Source organism: Nosocomiicoccus massiliensis (assembly GCF_000438455.1).
GTDB classification, from domain to species: Bacteria; Bacillota; Bacilli; order Staphylococcales; family Salinicoccaceae; genus Nosocomiicoccus; species Nosocomiicoccus massiliensis.
In genome coordinates this window covers 1-19908 of the sequence record NZ_CAVG010000142.1, presented here as the reverse complement: position 1 = coordinate 19908, position 19908 = coordinate 1, and the positions used below count along the sequence as shown (strand labels likewise).

General features: G+C 37.4%; 20 protein-coding genes, 1 tRNA gene and 1 other RNA gene. 21 read left to right on the top strand and 1 reads right to left on the bottom strand.

What is annotated here, in order from left to right:
* Nucleotides 1-36 precede the first annotated feature (36 nt).
* A complete protein-coding gene (gene clpP / locus TJ68_RS06970; protein ID WP_040929443.1) occupies nt 37-627 on the bottom strand; it encodes an ATP-dependent Clp endopeptidase proteolytic subunit ClpP in 591 nt (196 codons plus the stop codon).
* 97 nt (nt 628-724) lie between these two features.
* Here clpP and TJ68_RS06965 point away from each other — a divergent pair.
* The 21 genes from TJ68_RS06965 (at nt 725) to TJ68_RS06875 (ending at nt 19714) form a co-directional block, all read left to right on the top strand.
* A tRNA-Arg gene (locus TJ68_RS06965) sits at nt 725-796 on the top strand.
* A 101-nt stretch (nt 797-897) separates the two neighbouring features.
* Entirely contained in the window at nt 898-2055 is a 1158-nt protein-coding gene (pgsB, locus tag TJ68_RS06960; RefSeq protein ID WP_040929442.1) for a poly-gamma-glutamate synthase PgsB, read from the top strand.
* On the top strand, nt 2052-2516 hold the full coding sequence (pgsC, locus tag TJ68_RS06955; RefSeq protein ID WP_040929441.1) for a poly-gamma-glutamate biosynthesis protein PgsC: 465 nt from the start codon (nt 2052-2054) through the stop codon (nt 2514-2516). Before pgsB ends, pgsC begins: the two co-directional genes overlap by 4 nt.
* A gap of 15 nt (nt 2517-2531) precedes the next feature.
* Nucleotides 2532-3527 carry a CapA family protein gene (locus TJ68_RS08200; protein WP_052327374.1) on the top strand — a complete coding sequence of 332 codons (996 nt, stop codon included), beginning with the start codon at nt 2532-2534 and terminating at the stop codon, nt 3525-3527.
* Complete coding sequence (locus TJ68_RS08435; RefSeq protein ID WP_155974678.1) at nt 3517-3654, top strand: hypothetical protein; 138 nt, start codon at nt 3517-3519, stop codon at nt 3652-3654. Before TJ68_RS08200 ends, TJ68_RS08435 begins: the two co-directional genes overlap by 11 nt.
* Nucleotides 3655-3669: 15 nt before the next feature.
* Nucleotides 3670-5223 carry a gamma-glutamyltransferase gene (locus tag TJ68_RS06945; RefSeq protein ID WP_040929440.1) on the top strand — a complete coding sequence of 518 codons (1554 nt, stop codon included), beginning with the start codon at nt 3670-3672 and terminating at the stop codon, nt 5221-5223.
* A gap of 97 nt (nt 5224-5320) precedes the next feature.
* Nucleotides 5321-7066, top strand: a complete 1746-nt coding sequence (locus TJ68_RS06940) for a DUF2207 domain-containing protein (RefSeq protein ID WP_040929439.1) — start codon at nt 5321-5323, stop codon at nt 7064-7066.
* Between the two features lie 71 nt (nt 7067-7137).
* Complete coding sequence (locus TJ68_RS06935) at nt 7138-8145, top strand: LCP family protein (RefSeq protein WP_081643692.1); 1008 nt, start codon at nt 7138-7140, stop codon at nt 8143-8145.
* Between the two features lie 43 nt (nt 8146-8188).
* Nucleotides 8189-8977 (top strand): threonine/serine exporter family protein, encoded by a 789-nt coding sequence (locus tag TJ68_RS06930; RefSeq protein WP_052327373.1) that lies wholly within the window; start codon nt 8189-8191, stop codon nt 8975-8977.
* An 8-nt stretch (nt 8978-8985) separates the two neighbouring features.
* On the top strand, nt 8986-9441 hold the full coding sequence (locus TJ68_RS06925; RefSeq protein ID WP_052327372.1) for a threonine/serine exporter family protein: 456 nt from the start codon (nt 8986-8988) through the stop codon (nt 9439-9441).
* A complete protein-coding gene (locus TJ68_RS06920) occupies nt 9438-9680 on the top strand; it encodes a glutaredoxin family protein (protein ID WP_040929438.1) in 243 nt (80 codons plus the stop codon). Before TJ68_RS06925 ends, TJ68_RS06920 begins: the two co-directional genes overlap by 4 nt.
* Nucleotides 9681-9761: 81 nt before the next feature.
* On the top strand, nt 9762-10949 hold the full coding sequence (locus TJ68_RS06915) for a phosphoglycerate kinase (RefSeq protein WP_040929437.1): 1188 nt from the start codon (nt 9762-9764) through the stop codon (nt 10947-10949).
* Nucleotides 10950-10959: 10 nt separating this feature from the next.
* Nucleotides 10960-11715 carry a triose-phosphate isomerase gene (tpiA, locus tag TJ68_RS06910; RefSeq protein ID WP_040929436.1) on the top strand — a complete coding sequence of 252 codons (756 nt, stop codon included), beginning with the start codon at nt 10960-10962 and terminating at the stop codon, nt 11713-11715.
* Nucleotides 11708-13216 (top strand): 2,3-bisphosphoglycerate-independent phosphoglycerate mutase, encoded by a 1509-nt coding sequence (gene gpmI / locus TJ68_RS06905; RefSeq protein WP_040929435.1) that lies wholly within the window; start codon nt 11708-11710, stop codon nt 13214-13216. Before tpiA ends, gpmI begins: the two co-directional genes overlap by 8 nt.
* A gap of 28 nt (nt 13217-13244) precedes the next feature.
* Nucleotides 13245-14537 (top strand): phosphopyruvate hydratase, encoded by a 1293-nt coding sequence (eno, locus tag TJ68_RS06900; protein WP_040929434.1) that lies wholly within the window; start codon nt 13245-13247, stop codon nt 14535-14537.
* A 70-nt stretch (nt 14538-14607) separates the two neighbouring features.
* The gene (gene secG, locus TJ68_RS06895) at nt 14608-14838 is read left to right on the top strand and encodes a preprotein translocase subunit SecG (RefSeq protein WP_040929433.1); all 231 of its coding nucleotides are present in this window, start codon (nt 14608-14610) and stop codon (nt 14836-14838) included.
* Between the two features lie 102 nt (nt 14839-14940).
* Nucleotides 14941-15678: an alpha/beta hydrolase gene (locus TJ68_RS06890; protein WP_040929432.1), complete on the top strand. Its 738-nt coding sequence runs from the start codon at nt 14941-14943 to the stop codon at nt 15676-15678.
* A gap of 12 nt (nt 15679-15690) precedes the next feature.
* A complete protein-coding gene (gene rnr / locus TJ68_RS06885; RefSeq protein ID WP_040929431.1) occupies nt 15691-17982 on the top strand; it encodes a ribonuclease R in 2292 nt (763 codons plus the stop codon).
* 5 nt (nt 17983-17987) lie between these two features.
* Complete coding sequence (gene smpB / locus TJ68_RS06880; RefSeq protein WP_040929430.1) at nt 17988-18452, top strand: SsrA-binding protein SmpB; 465 nt, start codon at nt 17988-17990, stop codon at nt 18450-18452.
* Nucleotides 18453-18502: 50 nt separating this feature from the next.
* Nucleotides 18503-18858: a transfer-messenger RNA gene (gene ssrA / locus TJ68_RS08300) on the top strand.
* A gap of 145 nt (nt 18859-19003) precedes the next feature.
* On the top strand, nt 19004-19714 hold the full coding sequence (locus TJ68_RS06875; RefSeq protein ID WP_052327371.1) for a WxL domain-containing protein: 711 nt from the start codon (nt 19004-19006) through the stop codon (nt 19712-19714).
* Nucleotides 19715-19908: the final 194 nt, after the last annotated feature.

Sequence of the window (19908 nt, the reverse complement as noted above, 5' to 3'; positions counted from 1 at the left end):
GGATTCAACGAAAGTTGAATCCCTTTTACCTTATACTTATTTAACTTTTTCTGGTTGTAATACATCATCGATTAAACCATACTCTTTAGCTTCTTCAGCTGTTAAGTAGTTATCGCGATCTGTGTCTTTTTCAATTTGTTCAAGTGGTTGACCTGTACGTTCAGCTAAAATTTTATTAAGCTTTTCACGTGTATTTAAAATATGACGTGCAGCAATTTCAATCTCAGTCGCTTGACCTTGAGCACCACCTAATGGTTGGTGAATCATTACTTCAGCATTAGGTAACGCAAAACGTTTACCTTTAGTACCAGCAGCAAGCAAGAAAGAACCCATAGACGCTGCCATGCCCATACAAATTGTCTGTACGTCTGGCTTAATATGTTGAATCGTATCGTAAATTGCCATACCAGCAGTTACACTACCACCTGGCGAGTTAATATATAAGTAAATATCCTTCTCAGCATCTTGTGCTTGTAAGAATAGTAACTGACTCACAACAGAGTTCGCGACATTATCATCAATCGCACTACCGATCATAATAATTCTATCCTTTAATAAACGAGAGTAAATATCATACGCACGTTCACCGCGGTTTGTTGATTCAATTACTGTAGGTATTAAGTTCATAAAAAATCCTCCTGTATATACATATCGTAATTTTATTAAAACATATTAGTCAAACAAGGTCAAAAGATATACTTGTCTATGTTATAATACAATTGTTGCCCTCGTGGTGTAATGGATAACACATGAGATTCCGGTTCTCATACTGGGGGTTCGATTCCTCTCGGGGGCGTTTTTTTTAATTGAATATTGTTCTTCGAACTTTACATTAGATTTACGTTATCTTTACCTTTGAATGCTAGAATTAGGGGATAACAGCTAGAGGTGATTTTTTTGTATTTAATTATTGGGTTAACTATTATTTTTTTAGTACTCGGTATGTTAGATAAATATTTACATAATAGACGGTTAAAAAAAGTACCTCTTAGAATTAATATTAACGGTGTAAGAGGGAAGTCTACGATTACGCGTTTGACATATAGTATTTTAAGAGAAGCAGGTTATAAGGTTGTTGGTAAAACGACAGGTACAGACGCACGGTTATTATATTGGTATCAAAATGAGGAGGTTCCGATTATACGTAAACCTCAAGGTGCGAATATTGGTGAACAAAGAGAGATTATTAGTAAAACCGTGAAATCTGGTGCAAAAGCGATTGTGAATGAGTGTATGGCAGTGAATCCGGATTATCAGAAAGTATTTCAGCAAGACTTGTTAAAAGCAAATGTCGGTGCGATTGTGAACGTTATGGAGGACCATATGGATGTATTAGGACCGACGTTAGATGAGGTTGCAGAGTCATTTGTCGCAACGATTCCAAATAACGGTCATTTAGTCGTGCTGAAAGGTCATTATGAAGAATTGTTTAAAAAAGAAGCTAAAAAAAGGAATACTGAAATCATTATTGCTGATCCGTCAGAAGTTTCTGAGGAATATTTAAAGGAGTTTCCGTATTTAATATTCGCTGAAAACGTTGCGATTGCACTCGGTATTTCTAGAGTGATCGGAATTGATGACGATATTGCTTTTAGAGGGATGTTAAAGGCACCACCAGACTCTGGAGCAGTTGATATTGTGTCATATGTGTCAAATGGGACGAATAATATATTTGTAAATGCATTTGCAGCGAATGAACCGACATCGTCTAAAGCAATATTAAAGAAAATTGAAGAATCCGGATATGAGTATGAGTCGAAAGTTTTATTACTGAATTGCAGATCGGACAGAGTGGACCGGACGAGACAATTCGTTGAAGACTTTTTACCGAATGTGCAGTTTGATGCGCTCATTTGTACAGGGAAATCCACACAGATGGTGACCGATTTTATGAAACATAGAAATGAGACATATATTAATTTAGAAGGTAAAAGCAATGAAGACGTATTAAACGAGATATTAAACATATCAAGAAACGTCCTACTATTTTGTGTCGGTAACATTCACGGACCAGGTAAAACAATTATTCAGTATATGGAGGATTTAAAAGAATGATTGGTACAGAACTCTATTTTTCACTGTTTACAGGGGTACTATTAAGTTTACTGTTTGCTGAAAGGTTTGGTATAAGCCCGGCAGGGCTAGTCGTTCCAGGATACCTCGCACTAATATTTGACCAACCAGTCATGTTATTTTCGATTCTAATTATTAGTTGTTTGACATATATCATTGTCGACAAAGTACTCAGTAAGATCATTATTTTGTATGGTAGAAGAAAATTCTCAGCGATGATTTTAACAGCAATGGTCTTAAAATTTATATTTGATGCGTCGTTTCCATATGCACCGATACCCTATGACATGATTGAAATTACAGGGATAGGTATGGTCATCCCTGGTATAATCGCAAATACAATCCAAAGACAAGGTGTAGTCATTACGTTATCATCATCGCTATTCGTTACATTTTTAACGTATGCTCTATTAAATGTGTATAACTACGTTGTATTACTATAGTTAGGTGATTTAATAATGAAAAAACTAACACTTCAAGAAAAAATATTAAAATATATCAAACATAATAAACGTTCTAACTTAGTAATTGTACTAGTAATGCTAGTCATTAGCATTATAAGTATATACTTTGTGAATAGAACATATACACCAATCGAAGTAGAGAGTTTTGAAACAGAAAACAGTCCGACTATTTTCTACACGGGGAATTTATATTTACAAGAATATAACGACATATTTGAGTCCGAGCACTTTCTAACAAGTTTACAGGGTCCCTTATTAGAAAATGAATTATCATTTACAAATGTCGTGTTAGACAAACGAGTAAAGAATAAGAATGAGCAAATTAATGAGATACAAGACAATTACTTTACGGATTTAACATTTTTTAACAAAAATGTACCATACGTTGACCTCGTCGATGTCGAAAGAAATATCGGACTATCATTAGAAAATCCAAGTCTTGAAGACGTCGTTGAACATAATGTTGGAGAAAAGAAAATATCGTTCTTATCGTTTGTAGATAAGAGTTCAAAATTCATATCTAGTGAAATACCACAAATTAACCATGAATTAGAACCGAGTTTCTTTTTACCGAGAATTAAGCAGTTAAATAGTGATAGTGACTTAATCATAGTGAGTGTCACTTGGGGGATTCCAAACGAACGTGAAGTGACTACAAGACAAAGAGAACTTGCACACGCATTATCTGACGCCGGCGTCGATATTATTATCGGTAATAATAGCGTCGTTCAAGAAATTGAAAAATATAACGACACAGTTATTTTTTATAGTTTAGGAAACTTAGTGTCAAACGATTATATTTCAAACTATAAAAAGAGTATCGTCGTTCAACATGATATAGAGAACGATCAATTTAAAGTCACACCTGTACAATATAAACACGGCACATTAACTAAAAACAATTTAAATTTCTTTGAGCAAAAAACATTATTCCAACAAATGCCGACACACACTTCATATAAGGATGGGGAGTTTTATTTTGAACAGTAAAAAGGTACTCATTTGGATTTTACTTATCGTCGTTGTCTGTTCAATGTATATTGCGATGTTTGTTAAGCAAAATGATGAACGGTTAAGTGAATCTGAACGAAAAATTATCGAATACTATACTAAATAAGTGGCGGTTATTATAATGAAAAAACATTTTCCTTTAATTGCATTAATATTATTGTTACTGACATCAGTCGCAATATATATGGTGAAAAATAATCGAGATATGATTTCTTTAGAAAAGGACAGTTTTAAAAATGAAAAGAATGAATCATACTCCGTAACGTCAAGTGACTACCGAGCAAGCGAAGTCGGTCAAAAAATAATCGCAGACGGTGGGAACGCTGCAGATGCTGCGATAGGTGTTGCGTTTGCGTTAGCTATCGTCGAGCCGTATGCTTCGGGACTTGGCGGAGGTGGAGCGTTATTATATTACGATGGTCAAATGGAAGCACCCGATGAAATCAAATATCAGAGTATATCATCAAGCGTATATGAGCAAGGTGATTTAATCGGAATTCCTGGACTCGTTAGAGGAATGGACTACTTACAAAAAGAGTACGGCAGTATGGAAATGGAAGAAATTTTAGATTATGTCATACCTTTAGCTGAAGACGGAATTACAATCGATGCAAGATTTGCACAAAACCTCGCGTTATATAAAGAATATAATGACTTAGACAGTCCGTTTTATAAAGACGGTGAGCCAGTAGCTAGCGGTGAAAAAATCACTCAACCGGAACTTGCAGACACTTTACAATACATCCAAGCATATGGTGTCGATGCATTTTATGAAATGCTCGGTGAGAGTATGGCTGATGAGTTTGAACGTTTTAATGTCGAAGACTTCACGAATTATACTGCGACTAAAGGCGACGTATTAAGTATGGACTACCAAGGATCTACAGTATACACGCCGAGTAGCCCGCTCGGTGGAGTGTTTACGTTACAAGCGTTAGCAATCGATGAAATACTACGTGAACAAGATGGTGCGTCTTATAACTTCATACAATCTGTAAGTGACGCGAGAGATATAATGATGATCAACCGAGATATCGTGAGCGATATGGACGGTGACAGAAAGCAATATTTAGACAGATATTATATTGAAAATGAACTGAATCAATTAAACGATATCGAGAACGTCGAGTATGAAGAAAATATTAATAACAACACCACACACTTTGTCGTCGTCGACAAAGAAGGACGTATGATTAGTGCAACGAATACGTTAAATAGATATTTTGGTTCAGGTAAATATAGTAGTTTAGGATTTTACTTAAATAACTCTTTAGACAATTTTTCAAAAGATCCGATGAGTCCAAACTTCGGTGAACCAAACAAAACACCAAGGTCATATACGAGCCCTACAATTATTGTGAATGATGATGGGTATATCGGTATCGGTACACCAGGTGGAAATATGATACCGACGGTCATATCACAAATTATCATTCAGTACTTTAATAGCGATATGACATTAAAGTCTGCAATTAACCAAGGTCGATTATTTAAATCTAACGATCAAATTTATTACGAAGATTTTGCACAATTTGAATTGCTCGGTAATATCGATGAACTCGATTCACCGATTAGAAAAATTAGTTCACCGAATGAGTTCGGTAATATTCAGTCCGTCATTTATGACCGCGAAACTAAAGAAAGTCACAGATATTATGACCGAAATAATCGTTAAAGAAGGCGAAACGCCTTCTTTTTTTGTTACAATTAAACATAATAAAAGAGAGTAGGCGATTAAAATACGATATATAAAAGGAATTATATTAGTTTTAATGTTAATGCTCGTAACGTTTAACGTGGCGAATGCGAATGAAATCCAGTCGATCGATATTCACTTAAATATTAAAAAAGACGGTTCAGTTGAAGTCACAGAAACGCGTCACCAAAATATGGACGAAGGTACAGAAAATTATATCGTGTTTAATGAAGACGATATGCAAGGAGCTAAATTAACCCACTTTTCTGTAGACGGATTTAAAGAAGTAAAAGAATGGGATTCTGACTGGAATCGCGAGGAAAAAGCCGGTAAATATAGTATTTTAAATACTGATGATGGCTTTGATTTAGTGTGGGGGATTGGAGAGTATGGAGATAAGAATTATACCGTTCACTATACATTAACTAACATGGTAAAAAATTTAAAAGATGGCCAGTCCATTTACTGGGATTTCAATACATTTACAGAACTACCGACTGATGAAATGACGATGACTATCTCATCATACGAACCTTTTACTAAAGATAATGTTCGATTTTATGGATTTGGTATTGTTGGAAATATGCATTTAAAAGATGGAAATATTGTTTGGAAATCTAGTGAAGCTATGGATGGTAGTAACTATGCAACGATACTATTACAATTTGATTCAAATATATTTAATACAAATGTAAATAAAGACAAAACGTTAGAAGAAGAAAGAAATATGGCATTACATAATTCAAACTATAGTGAGGATTATTTAAATAGTAATGAAACTCTTGGACCGAAGATGAGTCTTACAGCTAAAATTTTCTCAGGATTAGCGATTACGTTTGGAAGTATCGTTGGGCTATGGACTATTTTTGGATTATGGATCGCAAATCGTAAGAAAAAGGCACGTGGCCATATTAAATCAGGGTATGCAATTAAAAATGACTTAAAAAATTCATCGACAAAAACCCCACCAGCCGTTATGAACGATTATGCAGGATACGCCTATTTACTTAATCGCTTAGACTATGCTTATTTTGAACAATTTATATCTGCATATTTAATAAAATGGCATAGAGAAAATCGTATTGAAATTGAATTTGAAGATGACTCCAAAAAATTAAATAAAAGAAATACCTCAATTATTGTAAAAGATTATGAGACAGTGAATGAGGAGTACGGTAAATATTTTGAAGAAGCATTAAAACAAATTGAAAACGAAACATATAACGGAGATTATGAGTTATTACTATGGATGATGTTTTTAAATGCGATGGATGATCATAAAGTAATCACGAAAAAGAATCTAGAAAAGTGGTTTAAAAAGAACGCAACAGATGTTTCTAAAGTTGCGGCTTATCTCGATAAGTACTCAAAAGAATATTTAAAGAAAAATGAATATATTAATATTGAAAAAGAAACAGCAGCATTTGTACCTTTTGAAATTATAGTACCAACACCTAAAGGACATGATTTAATTGAACACTTCGTTAAGTATAGTAATTACTTACAAAATGAAGATGAGAATACATGGTTAGAACGTGTTAAAAATGATGAAATTCAGACAGAAGAACTCATTTATATTTATTTACTTGGAGTAACAGATGAAATTGAATCAAGATTTAAAAAATATCATTTAAATAAATCTGAGGAGAATTATTTTTACCCAAATTACTTCTATCTCTTTAATAATACGACAAACTATATAAATACAGGACTATCAAGTGGTGGATTTAGCAGTTCTCAAGCATCTAGTGGTTTAGGTGGATCTACTGGAATGGGCGGCGGCATGGGTGCCGGCGGAGGTGGCGGTGGTGGTGCGAGATAGCACCACTTTAGTATAAGCACGTTAAAAATCATGTTATAATAATGATGATTTTTATAGAAAGAGGCACCATTATGTCAGAATTTAGTAGGGTCGATCGTCTTAAAAACGACGAACGACAAACTCCGAATGTCGGAGATCATAAACCACCAAAACCTAAGAAGAAACGTAAAACTTTAAAACGAATTATACTGATCTTACTCGCATTACTTATAATTTTTGCAGTGTTTTTTATATATAAGTTATTTAGTTTGAGCGATGATATACACGCACCTTTAAACCGTGAAACGTCATCGTATCGTAATGGTCCAGTCAGTCATTTGTCTGGAAATCCGATTTCAGTTGTCATTTTTGGAGTGGACTCAGACAGTGAACGCGGTCTAGCTGGCGGAGAACGTAGTGACGCGATTATGCTACTTTCAATTAATCCGAAGAAAAAGACGACGATGATGGTCAGTATCCCTAGAGACACTCGAACAGAAATCGTCGGTTACGGTACAGTTGAAAAAATCAACCATGCGTATGCGTATGGTGGGCCAGATATGGCAGTTGACACAGTAGAAAACTTTATGGGTGCACCAGTTGATCATTACGTCGCAATGAATATGGATAGCGTCAAGCTGTTAATTGATAGTGTCGGAGGCGTTAAAGTAAAAAGTAACGGCACGTTTACTGTAAAAGGAATCGAGTTCGTTGAAGGTGAGACGTATCATATGGACGGAGATACGGCGCTTAAATTTATTCGAAGCAGATACGAGGAAGGATCTGGTGGCGATAATGGCCGTCAAGAACGTCAACAACTCGTCTTAGAGTCACTCGCAACTAAAATGTTAAGTCCGAGCGGTCTACTTCACATGAACACAGTGTTTGATACGTTAGGAGATAACGTTAAAACAGATTTATCTTCTAGAGAAATTAGTTTAATGGCACTTCGTTATTACGGAGCGAAAAACAATATTGAAAAGTATCAACTCGAAGGCGAAGACGTCGTTTTAGAAGACGGGTTATGGTACTTTATCCCAAATACAGAAAGTTTTTATGACATACAATCTAAGTATTTAGAAAATCTAGAATTACAATAAAGCGTGGATTCACGCTTTATTTTTATATAAAAGAGGTGACACGATGTTAGACGTATTAGAAGAAGTCGAACGCCCCGATAGTAGTCTCAGTTTAAGGTACGTGCGTGACGTGTTCTTTGTGACGTTAAACGCAGGGAAAATGTTACTTGAAAATGGTGCAGAGACGTACCGCGTCGAAGACACGATGGAGCGTATTGCAAAACATTACGGGGTTGAAAACGTTCAAGTATTCGTCGCGACGACTGTGATTATATTGTCGATGAACGACTACGGATTATCTCAACAAATCCGAATTTTAACACGTAACAATAATTTAGAAAAAGTCGTCAATATAAACGAATTATCACGACAAATAATTACAAATGGGATGACGATTCAACAAGCGAAAAGTGCGCTCGATGATATTAGCGCTTCACGAACATTCCCATTATGGATGGTCGTCTTATTCGGTGGGGTTGCTGCGTCTATGTTTTTATTTATGTTTAACGGATCGATTAAAGACTTACCGATAACGTTATTTGCAGGTGCTTTAGGTGTATTAGTCACTGAATGGATTCAGCGTTATACAAAAATTAAGTTTTTCACAGAAATACTTGCTGCGTTTTTAATCGCCTTATTTGCGGTTGTTTACGTGCGTTATAGTTTCGGAGTGAATATCGATACGATTATTATCGCGTCAGTGATGCCACTCGTCCCGGGGGTGCCAATTACGAATGCACTTCGTGAATTAATACGCGGACACTTTTTAGCAGGGACGATGAAAGGCGTTGAAGCGGGACTTACTGCGATTGCGATCGGTGCCGGTGTTGGAACGGTGTTTCTCATATTATAGGAGGTGAAATGAGTATGGTGTTTCTCGCACAATTTATTTTAAGTTTCTTTGCATCATTTAGTTTCGGGATCATGTTTAACATACCGAGGCGTCACCTCGTTGCGAGTGGACTCACAGGAGCACTCGGATGGGTGATGTATTACTTTTTAAGTCAGACGATTGGTATTGAACCACTCATTTCAAACTTCGTTGCGGCAATTACGATGACGAGCACAGCGATATTTTTTACGAAACGACTTCAAGCACCACTCATCGTATTTGTAACGTGCGGACTAATACCGTTAGTTCCTGGAGGTAAAGCGTACGAATCAGTACGTGCAGTCGTAGAAAATGATAATTTAGCTGCGCTAGATTCAGGATTTCAAGCGGCACTTATCGCATTATCAATTGCGATGGGAATCATCATAACTGAAATGATGTATGAACTATTTACCATTATAAAAAGAAAGGTCTCAAACCGATGAAACTCGTATTATATACATCACCAAACTGTAAGTTATGTGAAGATGCGAAGCTCCAGTTAAATATTGCGTTAGAATCATTTAAAGACGTTGAAGTGAGTGAAGTCGATATTACGTCAGACGACACGTTACATGAACGATTTTTAATTCGTGTGCCAGTTGTGATGCACGAGGAAAAAGTCGTACAAGAGGGGATTATCGACTTTTTTACGATTCATGAATATATTGAAGAGGCGAAATAGTGATTCATCCCTTAATCATTTAAAATATATGTAAATAACGATATAATTAAGAGAGTGTATATTTTTATTTGGAGGATCTCAATGAAACAGACAATTAAGGATGTAGAACTTAAAGGGAAGACAGTACTCGTACGTGCAGATTTTAACGTACCGTTACAAGACGGTGAAATTACGAACGACAAGCGTATTAAAGCAGCACTACCGACGATACAATACATAATAGACGCAGGTGGTAAAGTCGTCTTATTCTCACATTTAGGACGTGTAAAGACAGAAGAAGACTTAGAAGAGTTATCACTATTACCAGTTGCGAAACGTTTAAGCGAACTGTTAGATAAAGACGTATTCTTTGTCAACGCGACTCGCGGTGAAGAATTAGAATCTTCGATTGAAGACTTAAACGAAGGAGACGTGTTACTCGTAGAGAACACGCGCTTTGAAGATTTAGATGGTAAAAAAGAAAGCAAAAACGATCCAGAGCTCGGTAAATATTGGGCGTCACTCGGAGACGTATTTGTCAACGACGCATTCGGAACAGCACATAGATCTCATGCATCAAACGTTGGGATTTCTGAACATTTACCTGCTGTGTCAGGATTTTTAATCGAAAAAGAAATCGACTTCTTAGGAGAAGCGGTATTAAATCCAAAACGTCCGCTCGTTGCGATTTTAGGTGGCGCAAAGGTGTCAGATAAAATTACAGTGATTGAAAGCTTACTTGAAAAAGCAGATAAAATTTTAATCGGTGGTGGGATGGCGAACACGTTTTTACGTGCTCAAGGCTATGACACTGGAAAGTCACTCGTTGAAGAGGATAAACTTGACCTCGCAAAATCTCTTCTTGAAAAAGGAAAAGATAAGCTCGTATTACCGGTTGACGTCGTTGCAGCTAAAGAATTTAGTAACGACAGTGAGCACGCTGTAAGAGACGCTTCAGAGATTGAAGCAGATGATATGGCATTAGACGTTGGTCCAAAAACAGTAGAATTGTTTGAAGAAGTTTTAAAGGATGCGAAAACAGTCGTATGGAATGGACCGATGGGTGTGTTTGAAATGTCTAATTTCGCACAAGGTACGATTAAAGTATGCGAATCACTCGCGAAACTAGAAGACGCGATTACGATTATCGGTGGCGGAGATTCTGCAACAGCAGCTGAACAACTCGGCTTTGAAGAAGACTTCTCACACATTTCTACAGGTGGCGGAGCGTCACTCGAATTTTTAGAAGGTAAAGAATTACCAGGAATCAAAGCATTAAATGATAAGTAAGGAGATAGTTATGCGTACACCATTTATTGCAGGAAATTGGAAGATGCACAAAACAGTTAGTGAAGCAGAAGCATTTTTAAAAGAATTATTAACGAAAGATTTACCAAGCGGAGTCGATGCTGCGATTTGTGCACCGTTTATTCATCTCGATAGACTCGTTCAAGCGACGAACGACAAAGTCGGAATCGGTGCAGAGAACGGACACTTTGAAGAACAAGGTGCGTTTACTGGAGAAGTATCGATTGATAGTTTAAGTGACTTAGGTGTGGACTACGTCATTATCGGTCACTCTGAACGCCGTGAAATGTTTAACGAGACAGATGAATCTGTGAATAAAAAAGTGTTAAAAGCGTTAGAAAAAGACGTCGTACCGATTGTATGTTGCGGTGAAACGTTAGAAGAGCGCGAAAATGAGACGTATATTGAGAAGATTACGACGCAAATTAAAGCAGCTTTTAAAGAGATAGATGCTGAAGACGCTAAAAAAATCGTCGTTGCGTACGAGCCGATTTGGGCGATTGGTACAGGTAAAAGTGCGACGAGTGAAGACGCAAACAAAATGTGTCAACTCGTTCGTGAAACGATTGAAAAAATATTTAATACAGACGTCAGTGAAGCGGTACGTGTTCAGTATGGTGGATCAGTTAAACCTGAAAACATTAAAGAGTATATGAGTGAACCACATATTGACGGCGCACTCGTCGGTGGAGCGTCACTTGAAGTTGAAAGTTTTGTCGCGCTTTTAGAAGGTGCACACAATGCATAAACCGGTCGGTTTAATTATTTTAGATGGATTCGGTTGCCGAAAAGAAACGTTCGGTAACGCTGTAAAACAAGCGCATAAACCAAACTTTGACCGTTACATGAGTGATTATCCCAATAACCGATTAGTCGCATGTGGCGAAGACGTCGGACTTCCAGCAGGTCAAATGGGGAATTCCGAAGTCGGACACTTAAATATCGGCGCAGGCCGTATCGTATACCAAAGCTTAACACGCATTAATAAATCGATAGAATCAAAAGAGTTTTATAAAAACAAAGCGCTAAACGAAGCGATTGACCACGCGTTAACAAATGACAGTACGCTCCATATTATGGGGTTACTGTCTGACGGTGGCGTGCATTCTCATTACAATCATATGTTTGAAATTATAAAACTCGCAAAAGAAAAAGGCGTTAAGCGCGTTTACGTACACGGATTTTTAGATGGCCGTGACGTCGATCAGCAATCTGCTCTCACTTATATCGATGAAGCAGAAAGACAGTTTGAAGCGATAGGTCTCGGTGAATTTAAGACGATTTCAGGACGATATTATGCGATGGATAGAGACCGTCGTTATGAGCGTACAAAAAAGACACACGACGCGATTCACTACGGTGCAGGACCGTTATTTAAAACGGCACGTACCGGAGTAGAGCGTGCGTATGAGGCTGAGATTTACGACGAATTTGTTTCGCCGTTTATCGTCGGACAAAAAGAACGATTTTTAAAAGATAACGATTCGATGATCTTTTATAACTTTAGACCAGACCGTGCAGTTCAATTATCTAAAGTGTTTGCTGAAAAAGATTTTGATGAGTTTTTAATCGAGCCATTTGAAAACGTAAAATTTACGACGTTTACGAAATATGATGATAGCATCGACGCGAGTATCGTGTTTGAAAAAGAAGATTTAATCAATACGATCGGTGAAGTCGTTTCAAATGCTGGTATGAGTCAGTTGCGTATTGCAGAAACTGAAAAGTATCCACACGTCACGTACTTTATGTCAGGTGGCCGTCACGAAGAATTTAATAACGAAGAGCGCATTCTCGTGAACTCGCCAAAAGTCGCAACGTATGACTTAAAACCTGAGATGAGTGCGTACGAAGTAAAAGATAAAGCGATTAATCGTCTTAAAAAAGGCAACTTAGACATGATGATTTTAAACTTCGCAAATCCAGATATGGTCGGACATAGCGGAATGTTAGAACCGACAATTAAAGCAGTTGAAACAGTAGATGAATGTCTCGGAGAAATTGTCGATGAGATTATCTCTCAAGGTGGTGTTGCAGTAATTACTGCAGACCACGGTAACGCAGATGAAGTCGTACAACTAAACGGTGAACCGATGACAGCACATACGACAAACGATGTTCCGGTCATCGTGACAAAAAAAGGTGTAAATGTAACGAGTGGTCGACTTGCAGATTTAGCACCGACAGTGTTAGATTTATTAGGTATAGATCAACCAAAAGAAATGACGGGTAAAACTTTATTACAATAAATAATTATAAAATAAAAGGAGATAAACCATGCCTAAAATTATTGATATTTATGCGCGTGAAGTATTAGATTCAAGAGGAAATCCAACAGTTGAGGTTGAAGTATTAACTGAAAGTGGTGCATTTGGACGTGCAATCGTTCCGTCTGGTGCATCAACAGGTGAACATGAAGCGGTTGAATTACGCGACGGTGATGACCGTTACTTAGGTAAAGGTGTACAACAAGCAGTAGAAAACGTAAACGATATTATCGCACCAGAAATTATCGAAGGCGAATTTTCAGTGCTTGAGCAAGTATCATTAGATAAAGTACTCATCGCATTAGATGGTACAAAAAATAAAGCGAAACTCGGTGCGAACGCAATTTTAGGTGTGTCAATGGCAACTGCACATGCTGCAGCAAACTACTTAGGCCAACCACTATATAAATACTTAGGTGGATTTAACGCGACAGAACTTCCAGTGCCGATGATGAACATCATCAACGGTGGAGAGCATGCAGACAACAACGTAGACATTCAAGAATTTATGATCATGCCAGTTGGTGCGAAAACATTTAAAAAAGCTTTACAAATGGGTACGGAAGTATTCCACGAGTTAAAGAAAGTGTTACAAGATAAAGGACTTCAAACAGCAGTTGGTGACGAAGGTGGATTTGCACCGAACTTAGACTCAAACGAAGAAGCACTTGAAACGTTAATTACTGCAATTAAAGGTGCAGGATTTACTCCAGGTGAAGATATTGTACTTGCGATGGACGTTGCATCTAGTGAGTTTTACAATGCAGAAACAAAAACGTACGAATTAAAAGGTGAAGGTAAATCATTCACAGCTTCAGAACTTGTGGATTGGTATATTCAGTTATGCGATAAATATCCGATCATTTCAATTGAAGACGGGTTAGATGAAAACGACTGGGACGGCCATAAAGAGTTAACAGAAAAATTAGGCTCTAAAGTACAACTTGTTGGGGATGACCTATTCGTTACGAACACTGAAAAACTTGAAAAAGGTATCGAAGAAGGCGTCGGTAACTCTATTTTAATTAAAGTAAACCAAATCGGTACGTTAACTGAAACATTCGAAGCAATCGAAATGGCAGCGCGTGCAGGATACACATCAGTCATTTCACACCGTTCAGGTGAAACAGAAGATACGACAATTGCAGACATCGCTGTAGCGGTAAACGCAGGTCAAATTAAAACAGGTGCACCGTCACGTACAGACCGCGTTGCGAAATACAATCAGTTACTAAGAATCGAAGACGAATTATATGAAACTGCCATTTACAAAGGTAAGGATGCGTTCTTTAACTTACGCTAATTATGTAGTTGATTACGGTATCATTTACTGATATAATATGTAACGATATAGCAAGTAGGGGGAACACGCGATGTATACAGCTTTAATCGTATTACTGATCATTGTGTGCATTTCACTTATCGCGGTCGTTTTACTCCAGTCAGGTAAGAGTGCTGGACTATCAGGAGCAATAAGTGGTGGTGCAGAACAGCTCTTTGGTAAACAAAAAGCAAGAGGTATGGATTTAATATTACACAGAACGACAGTTGTTTTATCTGTCATGTTCTTTTTAATAATGATTCTATTAACATATGTCAGTTAATACTACACGCCGGGGTGTTTAATCACCTCGGCGTTTTATTGTTTTCGTCGTTCTTTATCTTCTAATATATATCTCGTACAATAGATGTAAGGAGTGGTACGAATGAAAGTAAGAATGCCTGGAAATTTTGCGTTCAGTGAAGGTACGAAAGACTATGCGGTACTTTTACTTCACGGATTTACAGGAAATACGTCAGACGTGCGACAACTCGGACGATTTTTAGAGAAGAACGAAGTTCCGAGCTACGCATTTAACTATGAAGGGCATACTGAAAGTCCAGAAAATATATTAAAATCGTCACCATATGTATGGTATAAACAAGCAATCGATAAGTATGACGAGCTAAAAGAATCATATGACAAAGTATTTGTCGTTGGTCTATCGATTGGTGGAGTGTTTGCGTTAAAGTTATCGATGGACCGTGACGTTGAAGCGGTGGCAACGATTTGTTCACCGATGACGCTAAAAACAGAAAGTGAATTACTTAATAACTTTAAAATATACGCTGAGATGTTTAAAAAACGTTTTGAACATAAAGAAGACGGGCAAATTAAAAGAGAGTTAGAAAGTTACACCGATGCATCGATTTTTACAGATATTAAGAAGATTATAGGAAGTACGAGAGATCGTCTCGGAGAAGTGACAGAACCGATATTTGTCGCTCAAGGTAAACTCGATGATGTGATCGATATAAATAGTGCTGAAATAATCATCGATGAAGTCGGCAGTGACGATAAAGTAGTAAAATACTATGAAAACTCTGGTCACGTTTTAACGATTGACAAAGACAAAGAAGAATTATTTGAAGATTATTACGCGTTTTTAAACCGTAATTTATAGGAGGACTTATTCATGAGAGATTTTAAAGACGAAGTGTTAGCAATAATTGATCGTGATACGTATACACCGATGACAACTGAAGCGTTTGAAAGTGAACTAGATATTCACGACGCAGAAGATTTTAAAGCACTCATTAAAGCTTTAGTCTCTCTTGAAGAGTCGGACATTATACGTCGCACAAAGAAGAATAAGTACGTCAAAGTTGTAACGGCAAAAGTCGTTAAAGGTACGCTATCTATGCATAAGCGTGGATTTGCATTTTTACGCCCGGAAGAAGAAGGAGTAGATGACGTATTTATTCCACCAAATGAAATTAACGGCGCATTAGACGGAGACACTGTACTCTGTACGGTAGAAGAGTCGATGCGTGGTGAGAATCATGAAGGTCGCGTCGTAAAAATTATCGAACATAACGTGACAAAGCTCGTCGGTAAATATGAAGGGTCAAAAGGATTCGGATTCGTCGTACCGGATTCCCTTACGTATAATACGGATATTTTTATCCCAAGTGGGCAAAATTTAGGTGCAGTTTCTGGACATAAAGTACTCGTTGAAATTACGAAATTCCCTAAAAATAACACCGATAATCCGGAAGGTCATATTACTAAGATTCTCGGACATGAAAATGATCCGGGTGTCGATATTTTATCTATCGTATATAGTCACGGTATTGATATCGACTTTAGTGATGACGTCCTCGAACAAGTCGAAAACATTCCAGACCACGTACTTGAAGAAGAAAAGAAAGGTCGCGTCGATTTAACGAAGCAAATGACGATTACAATCGACGGAGAAGACGCAAAAGACTTAGACGATGCGATTTCTGTTGAAAAGTTAAGTAACGGAAACTACGAGTTAACAGTAAGTATTGCAGACGTATCACACTACGTAAAAGAAGGGACACCGCTCGATAAAGAAGCATATAACCGAGCGACGAGTGTCTATTTAGTCGACCGAGTGATACCGATGTTGCCGCATAAATTATCAAACGGTATATGCTCGTTAAATGAAGGTGTCGAGCGACTGGCGATGACGTGTCAGATGGAAATCGATACGAATGGAACAGTCGTAAATCATCGTATTTTTGAAAGTGTCATTCAGTCAGACAAACGTACGACATACACAGCAGTCAATAAAATATTAGAAGAAGACGATGAAGCGACAAAAGTCGCACATGGTGAAATTACGGACATGATTATCCATGCGGGTGAACTTGCTAAAATATTACGTCGCAAACGCGATAAGCGTGGAGCGTTAGACTTTGATTTTAACGAAGCGCAAATTATCGTTCAACGTGACGGCACGCCTGAAGATATCGTTTTACGTAACCGCGGAAAAGGTGAGAAGTTAATCGAAGAATTCATGCTCGTATCGAACGAGACGATCGCTGAAAACTTTCACTGGCTTGATTTACCGTTTATTTACCGCATTCACGAAGATCCAAAAGAAGATAAACTTCGTCAATTCTTTGAGATGTTAACGAGCTTTGGTATTTTCGTGAAAGGTAAAGGGAATAAAATTCACCCAAACGCTTTACAAGAAATTTTAGATGAGGTGAAAGATACACCTGAAGATACAGTGATTTCGATGATGATGTTACGTTCGATGCAACAAGCGAAATATTCATATCAATCACTCGGACATTTCGGATTATCAACAGAATTTTACACGCACTATACAGCGCCGATTCGTAGATATCCGGATTTAATGGTACACCGACTAATCCGTACGTATTTAATCGAAAAAGATACGAGCAGAGAAACGATTCAAAAATTTAAAGAAAAGTTACCGGAAATTGCGTCGCATTCATCTGAACGTGAACGCCGAGCAGTAGATGCTGAACGCGATACGAACGACCTCAAAAAAGCAGAATATATGCAGCAACATATTGGAGAACGATTTGAAGGAGTTATATCAGGTGTCATGAACTTCGGGATGTTCGTTGAACTACCGAATACAGTCGAAGGGCTCGTTCATATGAACAACTTAGGCGACGACTATTATAACTATAACGAACGTATGATGGCGTTAATCGGTGAACGCACAGGGAAAGTCTTTAGAATGGGCGATAAAGTAGAAATCGAAGTTGAAAACGTCAATATCGCAGAGCGTTTAATCGATTTTACAGTCGTCGGAATAACACCGCGCAAAAAAGTAAAAGAAGAACAAAAAGACAAACAAAAGCCGAAATATATCGATTCAAATGGTCGTAAAAAAGATAAAGTGAGAGACCAAACGAAAAAACCGAAAGGCAAAAAGCCATTCTATAAAAGTGCGCCGAAAAGAAATAGAAAGAGGAAGTAAATGATATGAAGAAACATCACGGAAAAGTACTCGCTCAAAACAGAAAAGCAAGTCATGATTATATCATTGAGGATACGATTGAAGCGGGGATCGTATTAAAAGGTACAGAAATCAAATCGATTCGTAAAGGGTCAGTTAGTTTACAAGACGCATTTTGCCGTGATTTTAAAGGTGAAATGTTCGTCTATAACATGCACATCGCCCCTTACGAAGAAGGAAATAGATTTAACCACGACCCGTTAAGACAGCGAAAGTTACTGCTCCATAAAGCACAGATCGACCGACTGATCGGTTACTTGCATAATCCAGGTCATGCACTCATTCCACTTAGACTATACATTAAAAACGGAGTATGTAAAGTGCTGATTGGATACGCAAAAGGTAAAAAGAAATACGATAAGCGTCACGACTTAAAACAAAAACAAATGAAACGAGATATCGACCGTGCGCTAAAAGAGAGAAACCAGTAACTTGAAATAAAAAAGCGAATAATGATATAATAATCATTACGCAAATAAACGGGGACGTTCTGGATTCGACAGGGGTTATTGAGCACTTTAAGCGTGTCGGAGGTTTCGACTTCGATATCAACGATACTCAGTTATAATAACTGGCAAAAATAACAATCTCGTAGCTGCATAATTTCAGCTACATCGTCTCGTACGTTTTCTTGTGACCTACTGAGACGATTCAACTTTAGCAAGATATACTAGAAGTCTTCTGTCTGCAGACTTCTAGAAGAACTTAATCAGACTAGCATGAATTGTGGAACGTTCTCTTCCGGCGTTCATGCGAAACTTTAATTGAGAACTACACACGTAGAAAGAAGTGTAGCAAGATCCTTGGACGCGGGTTCGACTCCCGCCGTCTCCATATATTTTTACATCAATGAGATTACTTCACGAATAGTAGGTTAATCTCATTTTTTATTTTAAAAAAGATTGACGTTTAATTCGCATAAAAGTATAATTAGTAATATCAATTTTATAAATATATTATGATAAAGAAAGTAGGAATAAACTTGAAAAATAAATTATTAGTATCATCCCTAACACTCGCAGCAACTTCGATATTAATAGCGTCACCAATTATTGCGGCAGTACACCAAAGTGCTGAATCTGAGGCGAAAGTTACCTTTACTGCACCAGAAGATACTCCAGAAATTTTAGACCCTGAAACTTTAGAACCACAAACTCCTGAAGATGGTGATGTAACAAATAATAAAGGACCATTATCATTAGACTTTGTATCTAATATCGACTTTGGTTCTCATGAGATTCCGGTATCAGCCGAAACGTATGAAGCTGTTACAGAGAAACCATTCATTCAAGTTACAGACCGCCGTGGTACTGGACAAGGATGGAGTGTAAGTGCACAAGCTTCTAACTTTGAACAAAATGGTCAAAATACTTTAAATGATTCAACAATCACATTTTCAAATGGTGAAAGTGCATCTCCATTAGAAGGCTTAGAAGCACCAGTAGTTCAACAAAATATTGTATTAACAACAGGTGGAGATAGTGCTCCAGTTGTTGAAGCAGCAGGCCGTGGTGAAAATGAAAGTATTTCTAATGCTCAAGGTTTAGGTACATGGGTTATTAGATGGCTAAAAGGTGAAGGTAACGATACAAATGAAAAAGTTAAATTATCGGTACCACAAGGGCAAGCTTCAGCAGGGGAACATACTTCAACAATTACATGGACTCTATATGACGGACCAGGTAATAACTAATTTTAAACGTATATAATTTATAACCCTGAACATGCACGTTCAGGGTTTTTCTTTAGGAGAATAGTGTATGAAAAGAATTAAATTATTATTAATTTCTGTATTTGTTTTATTTAATTTAATCCCAACTACTGTATACGCAAATGAAGAAGTACCTTACTCATTACGAGCAATTCCTTCTGAAAATCAAGTCGATG

Bases quoted from the DNA above. Each gene is read 5' to 3' on its own strand.
- TJ68_RS06940 (WP_040929439.1), top strand. From the start codon at position 5,321: ATGTTAATGCTCGTAACGTTTAACGTGGCGAATGCGAATGAAATCCAG.
- TJ68_RS06925 (WP_052327372.1), top strand. From the start codon at position 8,986: ATGAGTATGGTGTTTCTCGCACAATTTATTTTAAGTTTCTTTGCATCA.
- TJ68_RS06890 (WP_040929432.1), top strand. From the start codon at position 14,941: ATGAAAGTAAGAATGCCTGGAAATTTTGCGTTCAGTGAAGGTACGAAA.
- TJ68_RS08200 (WP_052327374.1), top strand. From the start codon at position 2,532: ATGAAAAAACTAACACTTCAAGAAAAAATATTAAAATATATCAAACAT.
- rnr (WP_040929431.1), top strand. From the start codon at position 15,691: ATGAGAGATTTTAAAGACGAAGTGTTAGCAATAATTGATCGTGATACG.
- eno (WP_040929434.1), top strand. From the start codon at position 13,245: ATGCCTAAAATTATTGATATTTATGCGCGTGAAGTATTAGATTCAAGA.
- clpP (WP_040929443.1), bottom strand. From the start codon at position 627: ATGAACTTAATACCTACAGTAATTGAATCAACAAACCGCGGTGAACGT.
- TJ68_RS06915 (WP_040929437.1), top strand. From the start codon at position 9,762: ATGAAACAGACAATTAAGGATGTAGAACTTAAAGGGAAGACAGTACTC.
- gpmI (WP_040929435.1), top strand. From the start codon at position 11,708: ATGCATAAACCGGTCGGTTTAATTATTTTAGATGGATTCGGTTGCCGA.
- TJ68_RS06930 (WP_052327373.1), top strand. From the start codon at position 8,189: ATGTTAGACGTATTAGAAGAAGTCGAACGCCCCGATAGTAGTCTCAGT.
- TJ68_RS06935 (WP_081643692.1), top strand. From the start codon at position 7,138: ATGTCAGAATTTAGTAGGGTCGATCGTCTTAAAAACGACGAACGACAA.
- TJ68_RS06920 (WP_040929438.1), top strand. From the start codon at position 9,438: ATGAAACTCGTATTATATACATCACCAAACTGTAAGTTATGTGAAGAT.
- TJ68_RS06945 (WP_040929440.1), top strand. From the start codon at position 3,670: ATGAAAAAACATTTTCCTTTAATTGCATTAATATTATTGTTACTGACA.
- smpB (WP_040929430.1), top strand. From the start codon at position 17,988: ATGAAGAAACATCACGGAAAAGTACTCGCTCAAAACAGAAAAGCAAGT.
- secG (WP_040929433.1), top strand. From the start codon at position 14,608: ATGTATACAGCTTTAATCGTATTACTGATCATTGTGTGCATTTCACTT.
- tpiA (WP_040929436.1), top strand. From the start codon at position 10,960: ATGCGTACACCATTTATTGCAGGAAATTGGAAGATGCACAAAACAGTT.
- pgsC (WP_040929441.1), top strand. From the start codon at position 2,052: ATGATTGGTACAGAACTCTATTTTTCACTGTTTACAGGGGTACTATTA.